22 protein-coding genes are annotated in these 25,555 nt (G+C 29.0%); 5 read left to right on the top strand and 17 right to left on the bottom strand.

Annotated elements, in window-relative coordinates:
• Positions 1-10 precede the first annotated feature (10 nt).
• From J1C67_RS03605 to J1C67_RS03645, 9 genes are all read right to left on the bottom strand, one after another.
• Positions 11-1,012, bottom strand: coding sequence for a tRNA 4-thiouridine(8) synthase ThiI (locus J1C67_RS03605; RefSeq protein WP_167865802.1), 1,002 nt, complete (start codon positions 1,010-1,012; stop codon positions 11-13).
• Between the two features lie 101 nt (positions 1,013-1,113).
• The gene (spoIIR, locus tag J1C67_RS03610) at positions 1,114-1,803 is read right to left on the bottom strand and encodes a stage II sporulation protein R (protein WP_089973265.1); all 690 of its coding nucleotides are present in this window, start codon (positions 1,801-1,803) and stop codon (positions 1,114-1,116) included.
• A 62-nt stretch (positions 1,804-1,865) separates the two neighbouring features.
• Positions 1,866-2,711, bottom strand: a complete 846-nt coding sequence (gene ispE / locus J1C67_RS03615) for a 4-(cytidine 5'-diphospho)-2-C-methyl-D-erythritol kinase (RefSeq protein WP_167865829.1) — start codon at positions 2,709-2,711, stop codon at positions 1,866-1,868.
• Positions 2,712-3,092: 381 nt separating this feature from the next.
• Positions 3,093-5,717: a cyanophycin synthetase gene (gene cphA, locus J1C67_RS03620; RefSeq protein ID WP_167865803.1), complete on the bottom strand. Its 2,625-nt coding sequence runs from the start codon at positions 5,715-5,717 to the stop codon at positions 3,093-3,095.
• Positions 5,698-6,534: a cyanophycinase gene (locus J1C67_RS03625; protein WP_167865804.1), complete on the bottom strand. Its 837-nt coding sequence runs from the start codon at positions 6,532-6,534 to the stop codon at positions 5,698-5,700. The genes cphA and J1C67_RS03625 overlap by 20 nt, the downstream gene beginning before the upstream one ends.
• Before the next feature lie 183 nt (positions 6,535-6,717).
• Complete coding sequence (locus tag J1C67_RS03630) at positions 6,718-8,298, bottom strand: DUF3794 and LysM peptidoglycan-binding domain-containing protein (protein WP_089973255.1); 1,581 nt, start codon at positions 8,296-8,298, stop codon at positions 6,718-6,720.
• Between the two features lie 460 nt (positions 8,299-8,758).
• Positions 8,759-8,995, bottom strand: coding sequence for a Veg family protein (locus J1C67_RS03635; protein ID WP_089973252.1), 237 nt, complete (start codon positions 8,993-8,995; stop codon positions 8,759-8,761).
• Between the two features lie 246 nt (positions 8,996-9,241).
• Entirely contained in the window at positions 9,242-10,123 is an 882-nt protein-coding gene (yabG, locus tag J1C67_RS03640) for a sporulation peptidase YabG (protein WP_089973248.1), read from the bottom strand.
• 168 nt (positions 10,124-10,291) lie between these two features.
• On the bottom strand, positions 10,292-11,302 hold the full coding sequence (locus tag J1C67_RS03645; RefSeq protein ID WP_167865805.1) for a CotS family spore coat protein: 1,011 nt from the start codon (positions 11,300-11,302) through the stop codon (positions 10,292-10,294).
• A 106-nt stretch (positions 11,303-11,408) separates the two neighbouring features.
• On the opposite strand from J1C67_RS03645, the gene J1C67_RS03650 reads away from it, so the two are divergent.
• Positions 11,409-12,527, top strand: a complete 1,119-nt coding sequence (locus J1C67_RS03650) for a glycosyltransferase family 4 protein (protein ID WP_089973240.1) — start codon at positions 11,409-11,411, stop codon at positions 12,525-12,527.
• Positions 12,528-12,577: 50 nt separating this feature from the next.
• Here the strand turns inward: J1C67_RS03650 and J1C67_RS03655 are convergent, their stop codons facing one another.
• The 3 genes from J1C67_RS03655 to J1C67_RS03665 form a co-directional block, all read right to left on the bottom strand.
• A complete protein-coding gene (locus tag J1C67_RS03655; RefSeq protein WP_089973236.1) occupies positions 12,578-13,624 on the bottom strand; it encodes a CotS family spore coat protein in 1,047 nt (348 codons plus the stop codon).
• A 36-nt stretch (positions 13,625-13,660) separates the two neighbouring features.
• A complete protein-coding gene (locus tag J1C67_RS03660) occupies positions 13,661-14,464 on the bottom strand; it encodes a hypothetical protein (protein WP_167865806.1) in 804 nt (267 codons plus the stop codon).
• Positions 14,465-14,529: 65 nt separating this feature from the next.
• A complete protein-coding gene (locus J1C67_RS03665) occupies positions 14,530-15,522 on the bottom strand; it encodes a CotS family spore coat protein (RefSeq protein WP_175490915.1) in 993 nt (330 codons plus the stop codon).
• A gap of 224 nt (positions 15,523-15,746) precedes the next feature.
• On the opposite strand from J1C67_RS03665, the gene J1C67_RS03670 reads away from it, so the two are divergent.
• Positions 15,747-16,862 carry a glycosyltransferase family 4 protein gene (locus tag J1C67_RS03670; RefSeq protein ID WP_167865807.1) on the top strand — a complete coding sequence of 372 codons (1,116 nt, stop codon included), beginning with the start codon at positions 15,747-15,749 and terminating at the stop codon, positions 16,860-16,862.
• Between the two features lie 177 nt (positions 16,863-17,039).
• Positions 17,040-17,924, top strand: a complete 885-nt coding sequence (locus tag J1C67_RS03675) for a LysR family transcriptional regulator (RefSeq protein WP_167865808.1) — start codon at positions 17,040-17,042, stop codon at positions 17,922-17,924.
• Between the two features lie 16 nt (positions 17,925-17,940).
• Here J1C67_RS03675 and J1C67_RS03680 read toward each other — a convergent pair whose 3' ends face one another.
• The 4 genes from J1C67_RS03680 to J1C67_RS03695 all read right to left on the bottom strand — a co-directional run bounded on the left by J1C67_RS03680 (position 17,941) and on the right by J1C67_RS03695 (position 21,901).
• The gene (locus J1C67_RS03680) at positions 17,941-18,906 is read right to left on the bottom strand and encodes a polyprenyl synthetase family protein (protein ID WP_089973215.1); all 966 of its coding nucleotides are present in this window, start codon (positions 18,904-18,906) and stop codon (positions 17,941-17,943) included.
• A 19-nt stretch (positions 18,907-18,925) separates the two neighbouring features.
• A complete protein-coding gene (locus J1C67_RS03685) occupies positions 18,926-19,420 on the bottom strand; it encodes a Gx transporter family protein (protein WP_207713856.1) in 495 nt (164 codons plus the stop codon).
• 30 nt (positions 19,421-19,450) lie between these two features.
• Positions 19,451-19,831 carry a NusG domain II-containing protein gene (locus J1C67_RS03690; RefSeq protein ID WP_089973207.1) on the bottom strand — a complete coding sequence of 127 codons (381 nt, stop codon included), beginning with the start codon at positions 19,829-19,831 and terminating at the stop codon, positions 19,451-19,453.
• A gap of 165 nt (positions 19,832-19,996) precedes the next feature.
• The gene (locus J1C67_RS03695) at positions 19,997-21,901 is read right to left on the bottom strand and encodes an FAD-dependent oxidoreductase (RefSeq protein ID WP_089973203.1); all 1,905 of its coding nucleotides are present in this window, start codon (positions 21,899-21,901) and stop codon (positions 19,997-19,999) included.
• Positions 21,902-22,304: 403 nt separating this feature from the next.
• Between J1C67_RS03695 and J1C67_RS03700 the strand changes: the two genes are divergently transcribed.
• Together J1C67_RS03700 and J1C67_RS03705 are read left to right on the top strand one after the other, a co-directional pair.
• The gene (locus tag J1C67_RS03700; protein ID WP_167865809.1) at positions 22,305-22,727 is read left to right on the top strand and encodes an FMN-binding protein; all 423 of its coding nucleotides are present in this window, start codon (positions 22,305-22,307) and stop codon (positions 22,725-22,727) included.
• 105 nt (positions 22,728-22,832) lie between these two features.
• Complete coding sequence (locus J1C67_RS03705) at positions 22,833-23,894, top strand: FAD:protein FMN transferase (protein ID WP_167865810.1); 1,062 nt, start codon at positions 22,833-22,835, stop codon at positions 23,892-23,894.
• Between the two features lie 143 nt (positions 23,895-24,037).
• On the opposite strand, the gene J1C67_RS03710 is transcribed toward J1C67_RS03705, so the two are convergent.
• Positions 24,038-25,312 (bottom strand): PTS sugar transporter subunit IIC, encoded by a 1,275-nt coding sequence (locus J1C67_RS03710; RefSeq protein ID WP_167865811.1) that lies wholly within the window; start codon positions 25,310-25,312, stop codon positions 24,038-24,040.
• Positions 25,313-25,555 lie beyond the last annotated feature (243 nt).

A 25,555-nucleotide genomic window follows, 5' to 3' on the forward strand; every position in this document is an offset into this window, starting at 1 on the left:
CTCCCCCTTATTATTTAGCTCCAATTATAAATGTTTGTAATTCTTCATCATTTATAGGCTTCACTGTTACTTCTGATGTAAACTTCTTACCATATTGTCCATATTTCACTTCTACCATTTCTTCATTTCTCCCCTTACTATATCTTGCTGTTATTCTTGCTGCTATTTCTATATCTTTATCAGTTCCTTCTCCAGTTAATACTACTAAAGCTCCTGTAAAGTTAGATGCATAAAATGCTATGTACTTATTATTAATATATTCTTTTATTTTTATTCCTTCATCTCCAGTTCTAGCTGCTATTACCTTAACCTTACCAGCAAGTCTAAAATGTCTCCCAAATCTTAATAATTCAATTTCATTTTCGTCTAAATTTTCTTCTGAATTCTCTTTAAAGCTTAACATTTCCTTTAATCTAATAGCATAATTTGGTTCTGTTAACCTACATCCACCTGCTGGCGATGGATATTCTGTTATTCCCCATTCTTCTGCTAATGCCATTTGCGGTTTTCTACTTCTACCCATTATATCTAATAACTTCTCTCTATCTACTAGCCCATTAGTCTCCATTTCAGTTTCATCTAAATTCTTAGCACATAAAGGTCTTAGTATTTTATTTGCAAATCCTGACGCTTTCTTTACTGTATTTAAAGCTTGTCTATTTTGAGACATTGGCCTTTGATTTAAAACTTCTCCAGTTATTATAAAATCTGCATTAAACTTTTCTAATAACTCTCCTGAATATTTCATCATCATGGCATGACAATCTATGCATGGGTTCATATTTTTTCCCCATCCATGTTTAGGATCTCTAACCATCTTCATATGTTCTTTTGAAAAATCTATTACTTCTAAAGGAATATCTATTTGTTTAGTCATTCTCTTAGCACTTTCTTCACTAAAGAAATATGATTTAAAGCATATCCCTATTACTTCAATTCCTTGATCCTTAATTAATTTTGCGGCTAATATGCTGTCTAATCCGCCAGATACCATTGCTAATGCTTTTGTCATTTTATTTCCCCCTGAAATCAAATTTGTTCTATATCTATTGTATAGTTTAATTTTATTAATCAAATATATCAAGGATTATATGAATTTTTTATTTTTTCATTTTAATTTCCCTTCAACATTTCTAATAATTTAGACTTGAATTTTATCTTTTGTTTATTATCTACATTATCTTCTTGATCTGAATCTTTACTTTTATCAATTATATTTCCCTTATCGCTATCTTTGTCTTTATCTATTACTTTTTCTAAGCTTTCTTTAGTTTCATCTGAATTAACTGCCTGTTTGCTCTCATCTACAAAACATAACGGTGGAAACATTACACACCACCAATTTTGACCATTTGCTTCTCCAATTAGTATTCTAAAAGCTTCATAGTTTCCTTGTGGAAAAAGTGTGTCTCCATACATTTTATCAGGAAAATTTTCTCTTGATAATTCACTTTTTACTCCATAGCTATATCCATTTTCCTCAATTACTTCTTTTGCAATAGAATTTACTTCATCCATACTATCTAACATTATTTTTCTAGCATCATCAATATTGCTAATCCCAATAAATTTACTTGCCATATTTTCTATTACTTTATCTCTAACCTTAAGTTTTAACTTTTGGTCCTCTTCTGTATCACTGTTCGCTAGTACATGAAACCTTATTATTTCATTTTGTATATCTTCTAAAACCAATTGTTTTCCATTAAGACTACCTTGTCCACTTTCACTGCTTACACACCCATTTAATAAACCTATTGTACCTATAATTACTAATATTATTATACTTAACCTTCTTCTCATAATATAAAAACCCCCTTTATAGCTTAATTATTGCCATAAAATCGAGGTCTATACATAAAGTTTTATATTGTTCTAGTTATAAATACATCATCATACTTATCTTTCATCTTTTCAAAACATCTTTGAGCTTTAAGCATATCATCAAAGATTGCAAATACTGTTGGCCCACTTCCACTCATCATTGACCCTTTAGCTCCAAGAGCTTTCATTTCCTCTTTTATGCCAATTATCATCTTGTGCTTTCTTAATGTTACATTTTCAAGTAGATTCTTCATATTATCACAAACATAATTTAAATCATCATTTTCCATTGCCTCTATTAATTCTTCTGTCTTTGGATGATTTAATACTCTTTCTAAATTAAATTCTTGATAAACAAATTTAGTTGATACTCCAAAAGGGGGTTTAACTAAAACAAGTATCTTGTCCTTAAAAGATTTTAAACTTGTAACCTTCTCCCCTATGCCTTCACATAGAGCCGTGCCACCTTTTATACAATAAGGTATATCCGCACCTAGTTTAAGACCTATTTCCATTAATTCTTCATCACTTGCATTAACATTAAATATTTCATTCATTACTTTTAAAACCGCTGCCCCATCTGTACTTCCTCCAGCTAGTCCAGCTGCTACAGGAATATTCTTCTTTATATTTATAGATACACCTTCTTCTATATTGAAAGTTTCTTTAAATAATTTTGCAGCCCTATAAGCTAAATTCCTTTCATCTGTGGGTACATAAGGTTTATTGCACTTAATATTTATTCCAGACTTTTGTTTTTCAATTATTATTTCATCATATAAATCTATATTTTGCATTATCATTCTTAATAGATGATAGCCATCACTTTTTCTTTTTTCTATTATATCCAAGGATATATTAACCTTAGCATACGCCTTAACCTTCATATCTTCAAATCCTTTCAATGATGTATTAAGTCATTTTCAAAAAAATGACTGTCTCTAAACTTGTATGCTAATTATATATTTTTTTTATCTACTAGTAAACATAATATGGATGCTAAAACAAATAACTAGTCAAATTCTGATACATTTTGAGCTATGATTCATCACCATAACCTTTACACAGGCTTACTATGCACAGGTTATGGTTCTTTCCTAGCACAAAAGATTCTAATAATATTTGACTTGTTATTTTCTTTCAGCTCTATCTAATTCAACCTAATACCTGTTAGAATAACTCACACTTCATTTATAAGACATATATCACTCATCGTTAATAGATATTTTGAAAATTATCAAGGCCTCTTCAATAAAATAACTTGCCTTTTATAATGAACTTATTAGTTTATCATCTGCTTCGATTACTTTTAAATAGTCATTTTTTATTATTTCAATTAAAGGCTCTATTTCTTCGTAAAATACAACTATAGTATCTCCAACTTTAGCCTCGTCCATAGCTTTTCTAAAAGCCTCTTTCTCATCTAAAATTATTTTACTTTGTATTTTGTTATGTGAAGATTTTATCCCGCTCTGAATCAACTTACTAATTTCTCCACTCTTCCTTCCCCTTTTATCCTTATCCTCTTTAATTATTATACTATCTAAGAATTGACTACAAATATTACCTATTTCAATTGATACTTCATCACTTCTATCCCCAGGAATCCCTACAACACCATGTATTTTACCAGAATGCATAGATTTTATTGATGATAGAACCGCTTTATACCCTTCTATATTATGACCATAATCTAAAATTACGTTTACTCCATTAACTGAGTAACAATTAAATCTACCTAAATTCTTCTCAGAATTTAGCAAAAAGCTTTCTACACCTCTTTTTATCATACAATAATCAACTTCCATACCTACTAAAGCTCCACAAACAGCTAATATATTTTCTATATTAAATATTAATTTTCCACCTAAAGTTATTGGTATGTTATTTATTTCAGATACTTTAAATATTTTTCCTTTATTATTTACAGTAATCCAATTATTTTCTATATATATAGCTATTTTACCTTCATCTATATTCTGTTTAATTAACTTATTTTCTTTATTTTTAGAAAAATAGATTTTATTAGCTGATATTCTTTCTATGATACTTTTGCTCCATTTATCTTCTGCATTAATAACAACATATCCATTAGGTTTAACAGCTTCACCAACTAAAGATTTAGCAAAACATAGTTCCTCCATAGTATTTATTCCATCTATGCCTAAATGATCTTCTGTTATATTAGTAATAACAGCTACATCTGCTAAGTCATAAGCTAACCCTTTTTTTATTATTCCCCCACGGGCTGTTTCTAAAACAGCTATATCCACATCTCTATTTAATAAAATACTCTTTGCACTTTCAGAGCCACTATCATCACCTTTATCTATACATTTTTCATTTATATATATTCCAGATGTACTTGTCATCCCAATTATATATCCCATTTTAGCTAGTGTATGACTAATAACTCTTGTTGTTGTTGTTTTACCATTTGTTCCCGTTACTGAAATAACCGGTATGTTTTTTGGGTTACCTTTGTATAGCATATTAACTATATCATCACCAACATCCCTTTTCTTGCCCTTACTTGGATATAAGTGCATTCTTAAACCCGGAGCTGCATTTACTTCCATAATTATTCCACCATTATATATAGGCTTTGAAATATCTTCTGCACATATATCTATTCCACATATATCTAATCCTAATGTCTTTGCTGCTCTAATACAAACATCTTTATTTTCATCACATATGATATCTGTACAATCTATAGCGTTTCCTCCAGTTGAGAGGTTTGCATTTCTTCTTAATAAGATTTTTTCATCTTTTTTAATAATGCTCTTTTCGTTATAATTCATATCTCTTAAGCATTCTATTAATTCAATATCTATTTGCACACGAGTAAGAGGTTTTTCATGACCATATCCTCGTAATGGATTTTCATTTAAAATATTTATTAATTCAAAAATAGTACTTTTACCATCTCCAATTATATATGGAGGATTTCTTAAAGACCCTGCCGTAACTTTATAATCTACAACACAAATTCTATAATCATTTCCTCTATGGTATTTTTCTATTATTAGATCTTTAAATTTTCCTTTTAAGGCTTCATAAGCACTAATTAATTCTTTTTCATTACTAATATTTAAGATTATGCCCTTTCCTTGATTTCCAAATTGGGGTTTTAACACTAAGGGATATCCTATATATTCACCTTCATTAAGAAGGTTTATTACATTATAAACTTTAGCACCTTTAGCTACTGGCAAATTCTGAAGTTTTAATAATTCTTTTGTTAACAATTTATCTGAAGCCATATCTACTGATATACAACTAGTTTGATATCCGATAGCCGACTCAATTATTCTTCCTTGTTTCCCATATCCTAACTGATAAAAATCACTTTCTCCAAGTTTTATTACAGGGATATCTCTCCTTTTAGCAGCATTACATATAGCTTCCGTAGTCGGCCCTATACATTCTTCATTTAAAAATTCTTTTAATAACTCTATTCTTCCATCATAATTTATAATTTCTTTATTTATTAAAGCATTTATTATATCAGCTGCCAGTTTTGATGTCTCTACTGCTGTATTTGCATATTTATATTCAAATATAATATAATATAAATCATCTTTTATTTCTCTTGATTTACCATAAGAAACTTCTACTCCTATTTTATTTTGAATAGAAATTATTATATGCTCACATATGTGAGCTAGATAAGTTCCTTCTTTTAACCTTTTAATAAAACCTTCATCTTCATCTATTCCACATCTATGTGTTCTAAGCTCCGGTATCATATTTACCAAATTAAAGTTAAAATCTTCTATTTCTTTACTAGGTATTTCACAGTACCCTTCTAAATCTATATCCATCCTAATACATTTTTTATGTGAATAGATATTTCTACCTTCATATATTTTAGTTTTTATTACTCTCATTGCTACTAATTTCCTCCTCAAAAGGTGCCTTAGCTAAAATATTAAATTTATTACCTTCTTTAAGCACATGAAGTTTCACATTATACATACTTAAAACCTCATCGCAATATTGTTCTGATACATTACTATGAGTAATCCCACTTCCATCAACAAAGTAAACAGCTCCGCTTCCTATTACTTCTGCCATCCCTTCATCCGTAACTATAATTGCAGTATCTTCATCTATTCCAATTCCTAAAACTTCAGGATTTTGAGCTATGCCTGTCAGTAGCCTTCCTATTCTTCCTCTTTGATCAAAATGTTGATCTATCATTATATTTTTTACAAACCCAAGGCCTGGTGCCATCTTTAAAGTACACTTTCTAGGTGATTCTTCATCATCCCCTTGAACAATCATAGTATCGCTCATAACAGAAGCTCCCGCTGATGTTCCAACTATTATGCAGCCCCTTTTACTAGCCTTTTTTAAAGCATCATAAATAGGAGTTCCTCCAACTATACTTGTTATTCTTAATTGGTCACCACCTGTAAAAAATATAAGTGCTGCTTCATTAATAGAATTTAAATTTTCTTCTTCAAATGCATGAACTCTATTACTTATATCTAACCCCTTTATATTTTTCACACCTAATTTTGTAAATACCTCTTTATATTTCTTCAACGCTTCCCTTGGATATTCTGTTGCTATTGTTGCAACTAATATTGTGTCATTATCTTTATTTATAAATTCACAAACCTTTTTCAGGATCTCTTTTTTACCCTCTTTATCTTCTGCGCCACCTATTATTATTAAATTCCCATTTATTTTTTCACTCATTCTATCACCTCTAATCATACATATATTATTTTATCCAGCCTCCATTATTCTTATTCATTTTTAACTAATTTACTTTATATATTTTTTAAAGCTCCTTTAGCATAAAAAAAGAACCACGTTTATAAACGCGGCTCCTCTTAGACATTTTTTTTTAATAACAAGTCAATATACCTTAGTGTTTTTTTAAAATATAGCTCTACCTGGAATTATTAATTTTTCTCCACATTTTAATTCTTCTGGATTTTCCATATCATTTAGCTTCGTTAGTTCTTCCATAGTAGTATTATATTTCTTAGCTAACTGCCATAGTGTATCTCCAGCTCCAACTACATATATAGTAATCGATGCTTTCTTTTCTTTCTTTTCATCTCCACCATCTACTATATCAACTACCCATTCTTTATTTACTTTATGACATACTTTTGAAGATGTAATTACTGTTGCACGAATAGCTATTGTATTTGCTTCTATACTTGCATCTATATTTTCTAATGATGCTTTAACTACTATATCCATACCTTCTTTAGCACCTTTTATTTCTGCTGATGCTAAGAATGGTATTTCTCCAGATACTATGGCATAACAATCTTCTTCATCCATAGCCTTATATAATACATTTACTTTTACTATTCCTTCGATTTTAACTCTATCATTTTCTACAATTTTATCTGTGATAGCAGCACTTCCACTTACAGAAATTATTTGCTCAATTTTAGTATTTTCATTTTTCAAATAAATATTATCTTTAACCATTGATTCATTATTTGCACTACCTTGAACAATTCCTATTTCGTGATTACCAATATTTAATTCCATATTCATAGTAGGTGAATATGCATCTTTAATTAATTCTATTTTTTCTTTTGAGAATACCTTAACCTTTCCTTTGATTACAAATTCAAGGTTAACTACTCTACTTTCTCCTAAATCGTCAGCAGTAATAGTATATTCACTATTATTAACATCCATATTCATAGAACTCATCATTTCATTAGTTATTCCTACTAATTCCTCTTCCTTTGATAAATATACATCATCCTGTAAAGTCATTATATCTGAGGTATCTTTACCCTTATATAAAACTTCTATTTTACAATAGCACCCTATATAAATTTTATCTTCACCAATTTTAATTTCTTTTTTATGAAGATTCATTGAACAATTAAGAATATCTTCGATTTCTGGTTTATCCATAGTTACTTTCATCATAGATTTACCTACTAATTCAATCTCCTTTTCACCCTTAACACCATTTAGTACTTCTTGCTTTTTAAGTACTTGAATATCTTCTTTTCCTTCTACATCTTTTACATATTCAAATTCTCCACTTCTATAAATTTCCCATTTTAATTCAATGACCCCATCTATTCCTACTTTTCTTTCATTTATTAAATTTGCCTCAATATGTTCAATATCACACTCAACTTCACAAATCACCCTATGTTCATCATTTTCAAGTTCAATGTAATTTGCGAACTTTTCTGTAAATGTAACTGAGTGAATTTTTCTTGAAGCATTTTCCGATATTGCTTCCTCCTTTGGTAGATAAAACATAGTGTAGTTTAATAACCCTTCCACCATTACCTTATCTCCAAGAATTTCTTTATTTGTTATTGTAGCCTTTGCTTCAACTCCTAAAACCTCTTTCATATCAGGATGAGAATCCCTTATTAAATATTCACCCTTTAAAATATGGTTTGATGAGCTTTCTTTTAAAAGTTGCTCATATTGAACTCTTTCTTTTATTACATCAATCTGTGACATATTATCCCTCCTATAGAATACTTCCTACCATAAATATATTTCCATCTCTATATATTTATTCATATATATTTTTATTGTTTATAAAATCATACCCTTTTCTTCGACAAATACTTCTTTTTGTTATGGGATAATATGTATTCAATAATATTATTGTCGAATTTCAAACATAATTTTATTGTTTTTTTTAATTTAATGTTGACAACATAAGAAATTTGTCGTATCCTAATAGAGGTTATTGACCATATAACCTCTCATAAATTCTCAATACCCTTTTATACCATAGTTGAAAGATGGGAACCCACCATCTTTCTTTTTTTTATACTTTTTTATAATATTAAAAATATAAGGCATCTTAAAAAAATAACTAGTCAAAGTTTCCATGGATATTGACTAATTATTTTTCTAGGATGCCTAAATAATATAAAAAAATATAGAACTTCGAAAATCGAAGTTCTATTGTCTATACAGCAAAATATAATTGCACAGTATTTGTTAGTACATCTGAATAACTGTATGTTACAGTTCTTTCATTGTCACTTTCTAATCTTACTACGAAAATGCTTGGATAAACACTTTCTATTACTCCGTTGTTTACTAGGATCTTCTTCCTTCCACCGTTAGCTTTAAGTGTAACCTTTTCGCCTAAATGTCCTTCGATATCTCTTTTGATGGTTGCAATAGTTTTTAACCTTTCCATATAAACACCTTCTTTCCAATTTACATTATACACTACACACCAGTTTTTGTCAAATAAATTTTATATTTTAACACTTTTCTAGTATATTTGTCAATGTAAACTTTTAACTTATTTGTATTGCTAATACACAACTATTAGTATTCCTTTTAACCCTATTTTTATGCACTCTAATTTTAATTATCTATATTAATCATTATAAACATCTAGAATTTCAACTAATCCAATAACTTTGATATGCCTCTTAAGTTAGATATATGTTGACTTTGGGTAACCTTCCCTATATTTCCCTCTTGTTTGAAGCCCTCCTATACCTTTAATTCCTGTTATTGTATTGTTTATCAATTCTTGAATAGATACTATCTCATCAATTCTAGTATAAGCTATTTTTTCACACACAAAAACTGGATCTAAACAATGTATTAACACGCGACTTGGAGAACTTGCAAAATTAGCTCCTGCATCTAACATACATTCATAGCAGGATTGGCATGCCCCTGCAAATATAACTAACTCATCATAGCTTGAATTATAGTCTCTTAAAGCTCTAACCGCTTGAGTATAATACTTAGAATTTCTATAATTATCTAAATCAAGGTAATCTTGCGCCCCTCTAATAACTCCGTCATGGCCCGTTAAAACAACTATATCAGGCTTTATTTCCTTAACTAATGCCACAATAGCTTCTGGTTGTTTACTTTCTGTCACCACTCTTCCTACAGCATTTAAAGATAACTGTTTATATACCTTTAAGCATGTTTCTAAATACTGACTATCTCCATCTACATGTAATATTTTCCCCGGCCGTCCAAACATTAAGTCCTTATTTGCTGCTAACTTTTGAGTTTTTGCCCCTCTACTATTTATCGCTTTGATTGCAACATCATCACCTCTTAATGATATTGCATTTTTAATAGCCGCATTAACTCTACTATTTAAAATCTTTTCCTTTTCACCTATAAAACTATTATCAACTTTCTCAAGATCATCTTTTGATGAATCCGCTATTATTCTTATACTTATTCCTTTTAAAAAATATATTAAGTTTCCATCTTCTTCCTTTATATCGATTATTTTAAATGTAATATCTCTATCATAAGACTTTCTAACAACTAAATCTCCTATAATCATATCTAACCTCTTACTTATTACTTATTACTTATTATTTATAATATGATAAGTAAGATATTTTGCTACATAAAAAAAGCGCCTAAGCACTTTTTCTATTTATAAGTTGTTCTCTGGATAAGTTCTTTTAGGTTTCTGATTTAATAATATACTTCTTTAAATAACCTAACTCTAAGAATCACTTGATAAAAAATATTCATTTTTAAAATTTTCTAAGAATAGTAGAAATTGTTCTTGCTCTTTTATTATAGATTCTATTTTACTTGCGAAAGTATTTTGTCCCCAGTTAACTTCATTGTAATAATATCTATTTGCAAGTCTCCAATACCTTTGTGGAAATTGCATATATGCAAACAACACTTTATATTCATCTTCTCTTAACTCGGATACTTCATTATAAGAATCTATAATTGCTTTTGCAAAATTCATATCCCAATTAACTCTTTTTAGTACCTTTGTCATAAAGTTAGAAATATCAAAGGTTCTTACCTCTCTCTTACAATAATCAAAATCAATTATATTTACATTTTCATCTTTATCAATAATAATATTATGATAAGTATAATCATGGTGGCAGAAATTTTTATCATTTTCTGCTATCTCACATAATTCAATATAGTTTGATTCCTCTAATGTTTTTAATGCTTTTTTACCGATTTCTTTATAAAATTCCATAGATTTTAGATATATTAAATCGAAGTTATTTTTATTATTTTTTTTCCTTACCATATCCCTCATTTTATCAAGAGACTTGATTCTTTTTGCCATAAGGCTCGGCCATCTGCCTAAATCACTTTTAAGCTTTGAATTCTCCGGTGGGTCATACCCCTTAGAAGCTTCGTGCATTTTTGCTAATGTTCTTGCTGCAATTTTCACTTCTTCTATGTTATGAAAATCACATTCTCTTCCATCTAACCACTCAGATAATGTATAAAGATCTTCATTTACTAGTGCATATGGTTCACCTTCTATGTTTAAATAATATTTATCCACACCTTTAAATCCATTATTAATTAAATGATCCTTTGCCCCACATACAAACAATAATTTTTGTGGCCCATAATTTATCCTTTTTAAACACCTTTCGCCCTTATTACTCTTTAAATAATAAATCCCTTTGTTCGCTTTTATAACTTCGATTTTTATATCAAATTGCCTTTCTATTTCAAATTCTCTCATCATAGTGCTCACCCCCTTTTATATTTATATGTGGTTACTCATTCTTTTATTAACATTTTTTCACCTTCTTTAATATAATAAATTAAAAGCATTATGAAAGGATTAAATCATGAAGATAGGCATAGATGGAAGAGCTGCTAAATGGTATAGGGGAACTGGTATAGGAACTTACACTTATCAACTTATAAATAGCTTAAATAAAGTTGATTCTAAGAATGACTACTTAATTTTCTTACCCAACGGCTCCTCTCTAAATTTAAAAGATAATTTTGCAGTGGAGACTGCAGAAGAATTATCTAAAAAAAACTTTTGGGATGACGTTAGAACACCTAATACTTTCCCCTATCACGATATGGAACTATATCATGTTCCTCAAAACGGAGTAGGACTTTCTGAAAATATAAATTGCCTTAAAGCAATTACATTACATGATATAATTCCCTTGAGAATGCCTGAAACAGTAAGTGATAGATATCTTAATATTTTTAATAATGAACTTCCTAAAATTATAGAAAATTGCGATGGTATCTTAACAGTTTCAGAATTTTCTAAGCAAGATATAGCAAAGGAATTTAACTTTCCTAAAGAAAAAATATTTGTTACTCATCTCGCTGCAGAGGATATATACAGACCTTTAAACAAAGATTTATGTAAAAAGAATTTATGTGATAAATATGGTATTAAAGATGATTTTATTTTATATGTTGGGGGCTTTAGTCCTAGAAAAAATATTTTAGGTATTATAGAGGCATTTTCTCTTTTAGATAGTACTATAAAAAAAGATTTAAAATTAGTGATTACAGGTAAAAAGGGAATTTCATACGAACTATATAAAAAGCGTACAGAGGATCTTTTCATAAGTAGCTCTGTAATTTTTACAGATTTTATTCCTTTAAATGATCTTCCTACTTTTTATAATGCTTCAAAGTTATTAGTTTATCCATCATTTTATGAAGGATTTGGTCTTCCCCCACTTGAAGCTATGGCCTGCGGCACTCCTGTAATTTCATCTAATGTAACTTCATTGCCAGAAGTTTGTTTAGATTCTGCTATTTTAATAAATCCATATTCTATATCTGAACTAAAATTATCTATAGAAAATGTTTTAACTGATGATACACTTAGATTAACTATGATACAAAAGGGCCTTTTAACAAGTTCTCTTTATACTTGGGAAAACACTGCACTACAGACAATTAAAGCATATGAAACTATATTAGGCACTTAAAAAAAAATAAGCTAGTTATAATTTAATATAACTAGCTTATTTTCATGTCCCTAATAAAAATATTCTTTAAATTCTTGTATAAAATTATTCAAAAACTCTTTTCTATGAGTTTCATTTTCAAGCTTGCTTTTAAACCTATTTATAAAAACATCTTCATCCCAGCTCTTTTGCTTATAGTAATAATCTGTTACTATTGTTACAAAATCCTTTGGAAATGATAGTATTACGTATAATAACCTTATTTCTTCGTTATCTAATTTTTCTACTTCATTATAGCTATCCAATATAGCTTTTACCTTCTTACTATCATATGCAAAATTCTTTATTACTTTTAATGTGTAATTAGCTACATCAACTACCCTAGTATCAAATTTACAATAATCAAAATCAATTATTTTAACTTCTTCTCCATCTATTATGAAATTGTGATGAGCTAAATCATTATGACATAATACCATCTTTGATTTATTTAATAAAATATTATTATAATCACTTAGGGCTAAAAACTCTAAAGATTTTTCAATTTCCTTTAAATTATAATCTACATTTATAATAAACATTTTATCAAACTCATTTTTATATCTATATTTATTAACATTATATTTTATATTTTCTAATATTTTATAACTATCATTCATTACTCTAATTAAATTTTCCCCTGAATTTTCAATAACTATATCTTCATCCATAGTATCTAATATTCCTTTTGATGCTAAATGCATATTTGCTATTGCCTTAGAACAAAGATTAATTTCAATGGGATTTGAAAAAGTTGCCTCCCTTCCATCTATCATATCTAAAAGCACATAGGTTTCCCCTTTCCAAATCTCATAAACCTTATTGTTTTTATTTTTATAATAACTTAATACATTTGAGTATCTTTTAGATATATAATCTAATGACTTATCTATAAATTCTAATCTTTCTTCTGTAGAATTTACTATTTTCAATATTTTTTTACCTTCTGAAGTTACAAGTACAAAAACCTTTCTTAGAGGTACTATATCATTTATTTCAACTCCTAAATTTTCAAAAAACTCTTCACTTAAATCATATTTACATAATATTTTTTTATCTATATACCTTAACTTATTCACTAAAGTCCTCCTCTCTTAGGAATCTTGAAAAAATAACTAGTAAACAATTTTCTCACGTTGACTATTATTTTTTTCATATTCCCTAGCTATTAATTCCTTCCCATCATTTTTCTTAGCCCTATAGAACCCATCCATATATTCTTCTTCCGTTAAGTTTTTTTTATTTATCCTATATTTTTCCCATAATTTCAAACTCTCCACTGGGTAAGATAGTAGCCCTCTTAAATATTCAATGCTATCATCTTTAAGTAATGATTTTTCTGCAAAATATTTAATTAAACATTCAATATCTAATATATTATTTTTCTTTCTTAGTCTCTTTAAATACGAATAAAAATCATGTTCCACTAAATTATAAGTTAGGTATTTAATTGTTCCAATTTCAACTTTTCCATTTTCGTCCATCCTAAGATTCCCTTCACAAACCCTTCCTAAACATACTTCATAGTTAGCCATACTTCTTCTAATTAGTTTACTATAATTACTATTTTCAACATGATTAATAGCTCTCCTACCTCTACTTAAAAGCATCTCCCCTTCTTCTAATATAAATATATCTACGCTATTCTTATCTATTTTATCAGTTATATAGTCTAAATCTAATTCCAAGTTTTTAACTTGAACCTTGTAGCCTTCTAGATCCCGACCTATGCTACTACCTATTCTAGGCAATATATTATCCTTATAGCCCTTGGCATTATTTTGAAAAACTACTATATTGCTTATTTGTCTTTTAATACTCTCTAAGGATATCTCTCCTCTATTTTCAAAACTATGGTTTACTAATTTTATATCTCTCTTTGTGAAATACGAATATAAGTTGTTATCTATATTATCCACCTCCTATACGACACCTTCAAAAAATAACAAGCCAACCTGTTCGTCTATTTTTTCATATTACTACCCTAAAAAAATTCTTCTATAAACACTTCTCTTTGCTCTACATCCTCTAAATACTTACGTATCTTATTTTCAAGGAATTCATCACTCCAAGGTTGTTGCTCCCAATAATACTGTAGGCCTCTTTGCCAAAATTCTTGTGGGAATCGTATAAATGATTTCATTAAATTTAATTCTTCGTCATAAACCTCATTGCTTTTTGAATAACTATTTAATATTAAATTTGCTATATCGGGCTTCCACTTTCCACCTTTCATAGTCCTTATCATTAATGATGATAAATCATGCAGATGACTATCTAATATACAATAATCAAAATCAATTATATTTATATCTTCCTTTGTATCTATTAATATATTATGATGAGCAAAATCATGATGACAAAATCCTCTCTTCATAACTTCTTTTTCCATTATGTTTATATATTTTTCAGTTTTTAAATCTTCTATGGCTCTTTTTCCTCGTTGTAACTCCCCGTCAATAGCCTCTAAATATAGCCTATCAACATTAGATTTATTAGCCTTTTGATCTATCCTTTTTTTAAAGTCTAAAATTTCACTACACCTAGTCTCAAATACATTAATCCAAGAAAACCATCCTATTCTTGGATTCATATCTTTATTTGTCACAAAACCTTCACTACATTTATGAAGTTCCCCTAGTTTTTCTGTTATTTTCCCTAGTTCATATATATCATCATAATTACTTAGCCTAGAAGTCACCCACTCTGTAAGATACGCATAATTATTCCCAATTTTTATAAACCCACTATTATCTTTTGTTTTTATTATTTCTGGTATTTTATTGAATCCTCTTTTTTGAAGATGATTTATAGCAGATAAAATAAAATTAAAATGAGGATAGTCATATTTTATTATCTTAATACAATATTTCTCATGTTCACTTTCTATTTTAAAAGTATTTTTAACCTTCTCTACACTAACTATTTTCAATAAATAATTACTCTCAAGTATATTTTTTATCTCTAAAACATCCATGGCATTCCCCTCAATATTTCTTCTTTTTATTATATGAATTTCTTCTTTTTATTGTGAGGAATAAAATTTTTAATAACAGTTTGTTATATATATATTATTTTTTAATATGTATATTGTATGTAGAAAAAATATTGTTATAGGTTTAATGCCACCTCAAAAAATATAACTATATACTAGCTATTTTTTTGAAGTTCCCTACCACTAACTTAAAAGGGGTGTGATTTATGAAAATATCAATTGATGCTAGAGGAATTAATTTGTACAAAGGAACTGGAATTGGAACATACACAGAAAATGTTACAAGAGAGTTACTTAATATTGATAAAGAAAATGACTATACTTTATTTTGGACAGGAAAAGATTATGATTTATTTAAAAAATCTAACAGCAAAATAGTTTTTTCCTCTAATCGTCATGGTGGATTTTATGAAAACTTTTATATTCCAAGCTATATAGAAAAAAATAACATTGATTTACATCATATTCCTCAAAATGGAATAGGACTAACAGAAAGTTATTCAACTAATTCAATTATAACTCTTCACGATTTAATACCTTATACATTACCTGAAACTGTAGGAAAAAAATACTTAGAAAGATTTTTAACAGAAATGCCTAAGATTATTGATAAGACCAAAGGAATACTAACTGTTTCAGAGTATTCTAAAAGGGATATTCTAAAGTTTTTTCACGGTTATCCTGAAGAAAAAATCTTTGTTACTCCACTCGCTGCAAATTCTAATTTTAAACCTCTAGATAAAAATGTTTGTAAGGACTTTGTAGCAGAAAATTTTTCAATTAATACACCTTATATCCTATACATAGGAGGATTTAGTACTAGGAAAAATGTTCGTGAACTTATATTAGCTTTTAAACAGATAAATCCAAGTTTAAAAACACCTTATACGTTAGTTCTTGGGGGCTCTGTAAAAGATGAAGGTAAAAAACTTGTATCACTTGTAGAAAGTCTAAATTTACAAAATAATGTTATTTTTACTGGATACTTAAATGATGATATTTTACCTATTCTTTATAACGGTGCAGAAGCTTTTGTTTACCCATCTCTTTATGAAGGGTTTGGTTTGCCACCACTTGAAGCAATGAGTTGTAAAACAGCAGTAATAACCTCTAACCTAACTTCTATACCCGAGGTTACTGGTGATGCTGCAATTCTAATAGACCCATTTGATTCTCAAGATCTTGCTACTAACCTATTTAATATTTTAGATAATGACGAACTTAGAAATGCCCTGGCACTTAAAGGATATCTAAAAAGTCTTGAGTTTTCCTGGAAAAATACTGCACAAAAAACTCTTGAAGCTTATAATTCATTGATCTAAGCTATAAAATAAAGAAACCACCTATATTAAAAAATAATAGGCGGTTTCTTTCTCTTATAACTTTGTATATTTGATTTTTTAGTTAATATTCTCTATAATAGTCTAATAGCAAGACTTTTTTTAATAACTAGTCAGACTTTTTCATCCCCCTAAACTAAAAATGATTGGAGATAACTTATGCATATAGATAGTTTACGATATTTTTATGATGTTGCCCAAAGCAAAAGTATATCTACTGTAGCTAAGCAATCCCATATTTCACAATCTGCACTTAGTCAGCAGCTTGTAAAACTAGAAACAGAATTAAATGTAAAGCTTTTAAACAGAAGTAATAAAGGGGTTACCTTAACTTCTGAAGGTGAAATATTATTTAAACACTGTGAAACAATACTGAATACATATAAAAAAATGGAAGACGAACTTTTTAGCTCAAATCAGAAAAAAAATTATATCTCTATAGAGGCTATAGAGTCTATTAGTTATACCTTTCTTCCAATAGCTATATCAAAATTAAAAAACTCTTTTACAGATTACACTATTAATTTAACATCTCTGTATTGTTGCAGTGCTACTAATCTTTTAAATAATATTTGTGATATATATTTATGTTATAAACGACCTAGCGATTATGAAGGATTAATTATTAATCAACTTGGTAATGATGATATTGTTCTTGTTGCAGATTCATCTTTCTATAAGAACTCCCTTACTTTAGATGAACTTTTAACAACACCATTTATAGAGACTTCTGCTAAAAAATGCTTTAACCTTTTATTAAATCAAACACTAACTGATGCTTTACCTGATTTTAATGGACTTAACGTTATATACAGTACAAACTCTTACTTTTCATCATTGAAGGGTTTAAAAGCATCTAGATCAGTAACCTTTTTACCTAAAAGTATTTATAATAGCTACTCTGTATCTAGTTCTTTAAAATTAATAAATGTTGAAAACATAAAATTCTCTTTACCTATTTACATATGCTATTTTGATAGCTTTTACAAAAACAATTCACCATTTATAAAATCACTAAAAAACATAATAAAAGGCTTCTTATAAAAATAAGAAGCTTTTTTTAATATTCTCTAAGCAATAACCATTTAGATATATCATTTAATATTTCTTTATATTCACTATTTGGTAATGAATCTATTCCTTTAAAGCACTTTTCCATATACTTCCCTGCAAGTTGCCTGGCATCTACAACCCCATTATTTTCCTTAACTTTTTTTATTATTTCTTTTATGTCTTCATCTTCTAACTCATCATTTCCTATAAACTTTTTAAATTCTTTAGGATTATTCATACTAGCATATATAAATGGACTTGTATAAATCCCTTGTTTTAAATCATTACCCGCTGATTTTTTAATACTTTCATCATTACCTTCATAATCTAAAATATCATCTATTATTTGAAACGCCATTCCTAAATTATGTCCTATATTATATAATGTTTTAGTTATATTTTTCTTTGCATCACATTCAGCCGCTCCTAGTGATAACGATAATGAAAATAATTCAGCTGTTTTTCCTGAAATTCTACTTAAATATTCCTTAATAGATAATTTTGTAGAATATCTTGAATTTAACTGATTTACTTCCCCCATACATATTTTAGACATAGCTCTTGAATCCATCTTAATAGCTTGAAGCGATGAACTAGTTGCTAATATTTTAAAGCATACACAGAAAAGATAATCCCCTATATACACTGCATAATCTTTACCATATTTTGATTGAATAGTTTCTTGACCTCTTCTTAATTTAGAATCATCAATTACATCGTCATGTACTAAGCTTGCCATATGCAACATTTCTATTACAGCAGCTGTAGGTACTGATTTTTCTCTATCATAGTTACCAAATTTCGAACCAATTAAAACAAAAGCCGGTCTTAATAATTTCCCACCTGATTCTATTAATTCTATTATTGAGTTTTCAATTTTTTTATCTTTACATTTTACGTTTTTCTTCATTAAATCAAGAACTAATGTAAGCTCACCCTTTAAATCAGGATAGCTGTTCCAAATCTTATCCACTTTAATCACCTTCTATTCCCTATCTAAATATAGATAATTTAGATAAGTGCTTTACTAAATAATTAGCTGTAATTCCAATAAAAATCCCTGTCCCTATTCCTATAGTTGATAATACCGGTAAGTAAAGCATAACCCCTATATTTTTTACAATTAAAGATGCTACTATAAGTTGCCCTACATTATGAAATATTGCGCCTACAGAGCTTACACCTATTATACTCACCTTATCCTTAAATGTTTCTTTTATAAATACCATTCCTAAAAAGCTTAATATTCCACCCATTGCACTATACATAAATGAAGATAAATTCCCACCAAACATTGTTCCTAATGTTAATCTTAGAAAAATTACTAAAAATGCATCCTTCTTATCCTCTAGTGTGTATAAAGCTACTACTGTTATTAAATTTGCAAGTCCAAGTTTTGCACCGGGCGTAATAAACGGTACAGGAATCATTCTTTCAAAAATATGTAATACTAAGGCTTGCGCAACTAGTAAACCTATATAGACCATTCGTCTTGTATCTTTCACTCTTTCACCTCATTAATGAGAGATTATAATATCCTCTTCTATATCACCCTTTATTTCTATCATAAGTTTATTAGGTAAACATACTAATGCATCTCCCGGCTTATTTATATATTCTGGATGCATACATATTTTATCAGCACAACTAGCATCTATTATACCTATATTATTATCTTTTACTTCTATTTTACTCTTTCCATATTTAGTTTCAACTTCAATTATTTCTTTTCCTTTATGAGCTGATAAAGGTATGTTTTTATACACTTCTCCCGCTACTGTTATTTCGGCATATGTACTATTATACTCTTTTCCTAAAATTAATCCAAAAACTATTTCAGGAATAAATGATAGAACCATAAGCACTACTATTATAATAATATCCCATTTCTTAAACATATAAATTCCTCATCTCATTTTATTTTTAGTATTATTATATCAGATGATTTTTTGAATATCCCTTAGAAATAATATCTACAGTAAAATATTTACAAGGTAGAGCAATTTGCTCTACCTTGTAAAAGACCCTTCAATAAGGATCTTTTATTAATTATATCCTATGCACTATAGTTGTGCACTTTCATTTTCTACTAATATTGTTTGTTTGTAAATTGGTTGTTTCTTACCCATCCAGAACTCAGATATAACTTTATTTATCCATGGCATTAAGTAATAATCTAACCCAAATGTTCTACCTGCTCCACCCATTAAGGCTATTGAAACAAAGAAGAACCATAATATTTCCCATCCAGCCATTGCGCATAAAATAAAGTTTATTACCATACCTGCTGAAACACAACTCCATATGAATGTAAATAATCCTACTATTAAACATAGTCCCATACCAATTTCCATTAAAACAACTATTCTTTGGAACCAAACAGCTACTTCTGGGTTTGGCATCATTATTTGCATTATTGAAGCATACCAACCTGGTACTTCTTTTATAATTGGTTTAGCAAATTCTGTTACAGTTTCTGTAGCTGCTGAAGCACCTGTAGTCGCATCATGCAACCATGTAAATGGCATTTTAACATTTCCAGCTGTAATCCAACTATCTGACCCAATTTTAATTTTATCAACGAATTGACTTAAACTATTTGAATCCCACATAGCTTTCCAACTTGTATCACCAAGTAATTTCTTTAAACCTTCAATAGTCCATAAACAACCTATGTAAATTCTTAGAGGTACTAGCCATAATCTATTAGCTTTTGATGCTAAATGACCTCTCATTATAGATCTGTTATCTTCTATACTAAAAAATTCATGTTTTAAATAATTATATATTGCATGTACATCATTTACTCCTAATAAGTAATGCATGTTGATTATATGTTTCATAACCATTGCGAAGAAGCCTGACATCTTAACTCCCATTAAGCTAGCAACGCAGTATTTTCCACCGATTGAAACCATGAATCCATGATATTTTCCCTCGAATTTTTTCATTTCTTTTTCTTCAATTGAAGCAACTATGTTTTTAACAACAGTATCTGCTGTTTGAACTGCAGCTTCAACTATTTGTGGAGTCCCTTGGCCTTCTTTTTCTTCAAAGTACGCCATATCTCCAACTACAAATACATCTTTCTTCCCTACAGCTTGCATATATTCATTTGTTTGTAATCTACCAGCTCTAGCAGTTTTAAGCCCATATTCTTTTGCTTCTTGATTAGCTTGGATTCCACATGTCCATATTAGTGTACTAGTTGATATCTCTTCACCGCTCTTTAAAACAACTTTCTTATCAGTAACTTCAACTATTGGTGAATTCTTTAATAACTCTACACCTTTTTTAGTCATGTATGATTCAGCTTTATCAGCTTGTTTTCTATCAAGCATGTTTAAGATTGTTCCCATAGCTTCAACAACCATTAATCTTACTTCTTTTAAGTCTACATTATATTCTCTTGCAAGCCTATTTTTCCACTCTATTAATTCTCCAGCCATTTCTATTCCAGTGAATCCTGAACCTGCAACAACAAATGTAAGCATTTCTTTTCGTTTACTAGCATTTCTTTCCATAGCTGCTTTTGCAAACATACTTTGGATGTGCTCTCTTATTCTAATAGCATCTTCAAATGACCAAAGAGTAAATCCATTTTCCTTAACTCCTGGAACTCCAAAGAAAGCAGGTTCGCTACCAGTACCTACTACTAAGTAATCATATGAATATTCTCCATAAGTTGTAGTAACCTTTTTATTATCTGTATCTACTTTTTCTATAGTATCAGTAACAACATTAATCTTACTCTTACTGAATATTTTACTTAACTCTACTTGAACCGATTCAGGGTGAACTCTTCCCCCTGCAACTTCATGTAGTTCTGTCATTAATGTATGGTATGGGTTTCTATCTATTATAGTAACTTCCACATCTTCATTCTTCTTGTATTTCTTAGCAAGTTTTTTAGCAGCATGTACACCACCATAACCAGCACCAAGAACAAGAATCTTATTTTTAGACATAATATCACCTAATCCTTTCATTATAATTAATATACTTTAGTAGGGAACTGAAAGAAAATACCAAGCCAAATAATTTGACTAGTTATTTTTTTGAATCTCCCTTATTTTATAGCCATCATTAATTGTATAGCCCATTTAGATATCTGTCTATATTAATTGCTAACCCTATTAGTAGTTTTTTTAACAATTTTTTAAATTTTTCTATTAAGTTAATTAGTCTAATCCCTTTTATAGCTTATCCTAAGATATATTGTTAAAACTTAAACGCTATTAAAAAAACTTATTCAACATAAGTAAAACGAATATCTATATTTTGTCACATTGTGTATAATTAGATAGTGATAATGACTTTTAATAATAATTATTACTATTCTAATTATATAATTTTAAGGGGGATTTTCTTATGAAATCAAATAAAATATTAAGTTTATTAGCTGTTGCAGCATTAGCAACTACTGTATTAGTAGGATGTGGATCTAAAGATGAGGCTAAGGCTTTAAAAGATGGCAAATACGAAGCTAAAAGCACAGCAGATGAAAGAGGTTTTGTTGGTCAAGTAAACATCGAAGTTAAAGATGGTAAAATAGCTACAGTTAAGTATGATGAAATTAACGCTGAAGGTGTTGCTAAATCAACTGACGAAGCATACAACGCAAAAATGAAAGAATTCGGTTCAGCTTCTAATCCAAAAGAAGCCTTCCCTAAATTACAAGATGCTTTAATTGAAAAGCAAGATGCTACAGCTGTTGATGCTGTTACAGCTGTAACTACTTCATCAGATTCATTCAAAACATTAGCTGCTAAAGCTTTAGAAAGCGCTAAGTAGTATTTAAAATTTAAGGCTTTAGGATTTTTCCTAAAGCCTTTTTTTCTTTTATTAAATACTTTGGATATAATAATTCAAATTACAAATGATTTTTAGGAGGTTTATATGAAAAATAAGCAATTAAAATCTTTAGTATTATCTACATTATTAATTTCTTGTATTATCTCTTTTGTAGGTTGTTCTAAAAATAATAAAGTTACTTCTCCTTTAAGTAGAACGGAATCCATTATGGGTACTGTTGTAAAAGTTACTCTATATGATAGTGATGATGAAAAAATTCTAGATAAGGCTTTTGATAGAGTAAGAGAAATTGAAAAATCAGTTAGTATAAATAAAGATGGTACTATACTTGATAAAGTCAATGATTCCTCAGGTATATCACCCGTTATTGTTGATGATGATACTCTTACAATAGTAAAAAAAGGTCTTGAGTATTCCAATATTTCTAATGGTCTTTTTGATATTACTATAGGGCCCTTAGTTAAACTATGGAGTATTGGTTTACCTGAAGAAAGATCGCCACAGCAAGGTGTACCATCAAAAGAAGAACTAGATGTCGCTCTAAGTTATATAAATCATAATGCCGTAGAACTTAATGAAGAAGATAAATCTATTTTTCTTAAGAACCCTCATATGATTATAGATTTAGGTGGAATAGCTAAAGGTTATGCCGCTGACAAAGTTTCAGAGGTTTTAACTGAAAACAACGTTCATAGTGCTATTATCGATTTAGGTGGTAATATTTTTGCTCACGGTAAAAAAACTAGCGGTGAAAATTGGAAAATAGGTATTCAAAACCCAGCTTCTAGCCGTAATGATATTTTAGGGACTATTGAAGTTAATAATAAATCTGTAGTTACATCTGGAACTTATGAAAGATTTGTAGAATATGATGGAGTTAAATACCATCACATACTTAACCCTAAAACTGGGTTTCCTTATGAAAATAATATTTCTGGTATTTCAATAATAAGTGATAAATCCATTGACGGAGATGCACTTTCAACTTCAGTGTTTGCTATGGGTGTTGAAGATGGTTTAGCTTTTATAGAATCTCAATCTGATATAGAAGCTATTTTTGTAACTACCGATAACAAGATATACTTAAGTTCAGGAATGAAGACTATCTTCAACCTAACAAATACAGAATTCCAAATAGCTAACTAATAATATTATACTAAGCAACAATTTACTATCTCTGAAAAATATATAATACAGTAAATTATTATTACATAAAATTTAAAACAAAAAGGTCTGATAGATAAATTTATCTATCAGACCTTTATTTTGTCTTAATTATTTACTAATAATTATTGAGCTAATCCTTGACTTTCTTCTATTACAGCTTTTCTATCAGCTACCTTAACGAAAGGTAGGTAGATTCCTACAGAAATTACAACATTAATTAATGCAATTAATCCAGCTTTAAAGCTAGCTGTAGCAATGAAAGCACTAAGCACTGGTGGAGTAGTCCAATGAACTACCATTCTTGTTGTTGGGATAAATCCCCATGAAGTTGCATAATATGCAATAACTGCACATACTAGTGGAGCTATTACGAAAGGTGCAATATAAATTGGGTTTAATACTATTGGCATACCAAATATTACTGGCTCATTGATATTAAATAATCCTGGAGCAAGACTTATTTTTGCAATAGACTTACTAGCTTTACTCTTGGAAACTAGGAATATAGCTATTAGCAAAGCAATTGTTGCACCTGATCCACCTAAGTTTACAAATGAATCTAAGAATTGTGAAGTAATTATACTAGTTGGTTCTTGTCCTAAGCTAAACGCCTCTATATTTGACAAAGTTAATGGTAATAATACAGTGTTTACTATTGGTGCAACTAGATTTGCTCCATGAAGACCCATGAACCAGAATAATTGTTGGAATAATATTAATATTAATACTGGCACGATACTTGATGAAAACATATCCATAAATGGTTTTTGAATTGCATCAGATACTACTTTGTGTATATTGTTTATTCCAAATACCCAAAGTAGTACTGCTTCAATTATTCCTACTAATGCAAGTACTATTATAGTTGGAAGAATTGCAGCAAATCCCTTTGCAACTGCTGGTGGAACTCCCTCTGGCATCTTTATAAGTAATTTAGGATTTCCAAGTAACTTACAGAATATTGTTCCAAATATTAACGGAACGGCTAAAGCAACGAATAATCCATTTGTGCCTTTAAATGCATCCCCTGCAGCTCCTGGTGCATAAAGCATTGCTGCTACTGCGAAGCATACTACAACACAAGCCATAGCGTCTTTATCATAAGATTTTCCTAAGCTATAAGCCATTGTCACTACAAGTATTAATGACATAACTCCGAATGTACCATTCCATACTGTACCTTGTACATGTCCCCACTCTGCTCCGAAAATTTTTGCCATGAAATCAGCATATCCCGGAATTGGTATGTTGTTAATCATAACTGCTAATGAACCTGCCATAATTAGTGGCATAATACTAACAAATCCATCTCTTATTGCTATTAAATGTTTTTGTGCCCCCATTTTAGAAGCTACTGGTACTACATACTTTTCCATAAAAGCCATGAATTTTTCCATAATGATGTCCTCCCCTTTTTTAATCAAATTTATATCTTCTGATTATCCATTTTAAATATTAATTTAATATGATAATTACGTTTAGTATTAAGATAATCAGTAAATAACTTATTTAGTTTTGTAGTTTATTTATTTAATTGTGTTAAGTAAGATTTATTAAGTTGTAATTTTCTTTCCTTACACTATTATATATAGCAATTGCTGTGCCAATTTTTATCAAATCTATAAATCTTCTTCAAACCC

The sequence above is a fragment of the Clostridium gasigenes genome (assembly GCF_017348895.1).
In the GTDB taxonomy this organism is placed as follows: Bacteria; Bacillota; Clostridia; order Clostridiales; family Clostridiaceae; genus Clostridium; species Clostridium gasigenes.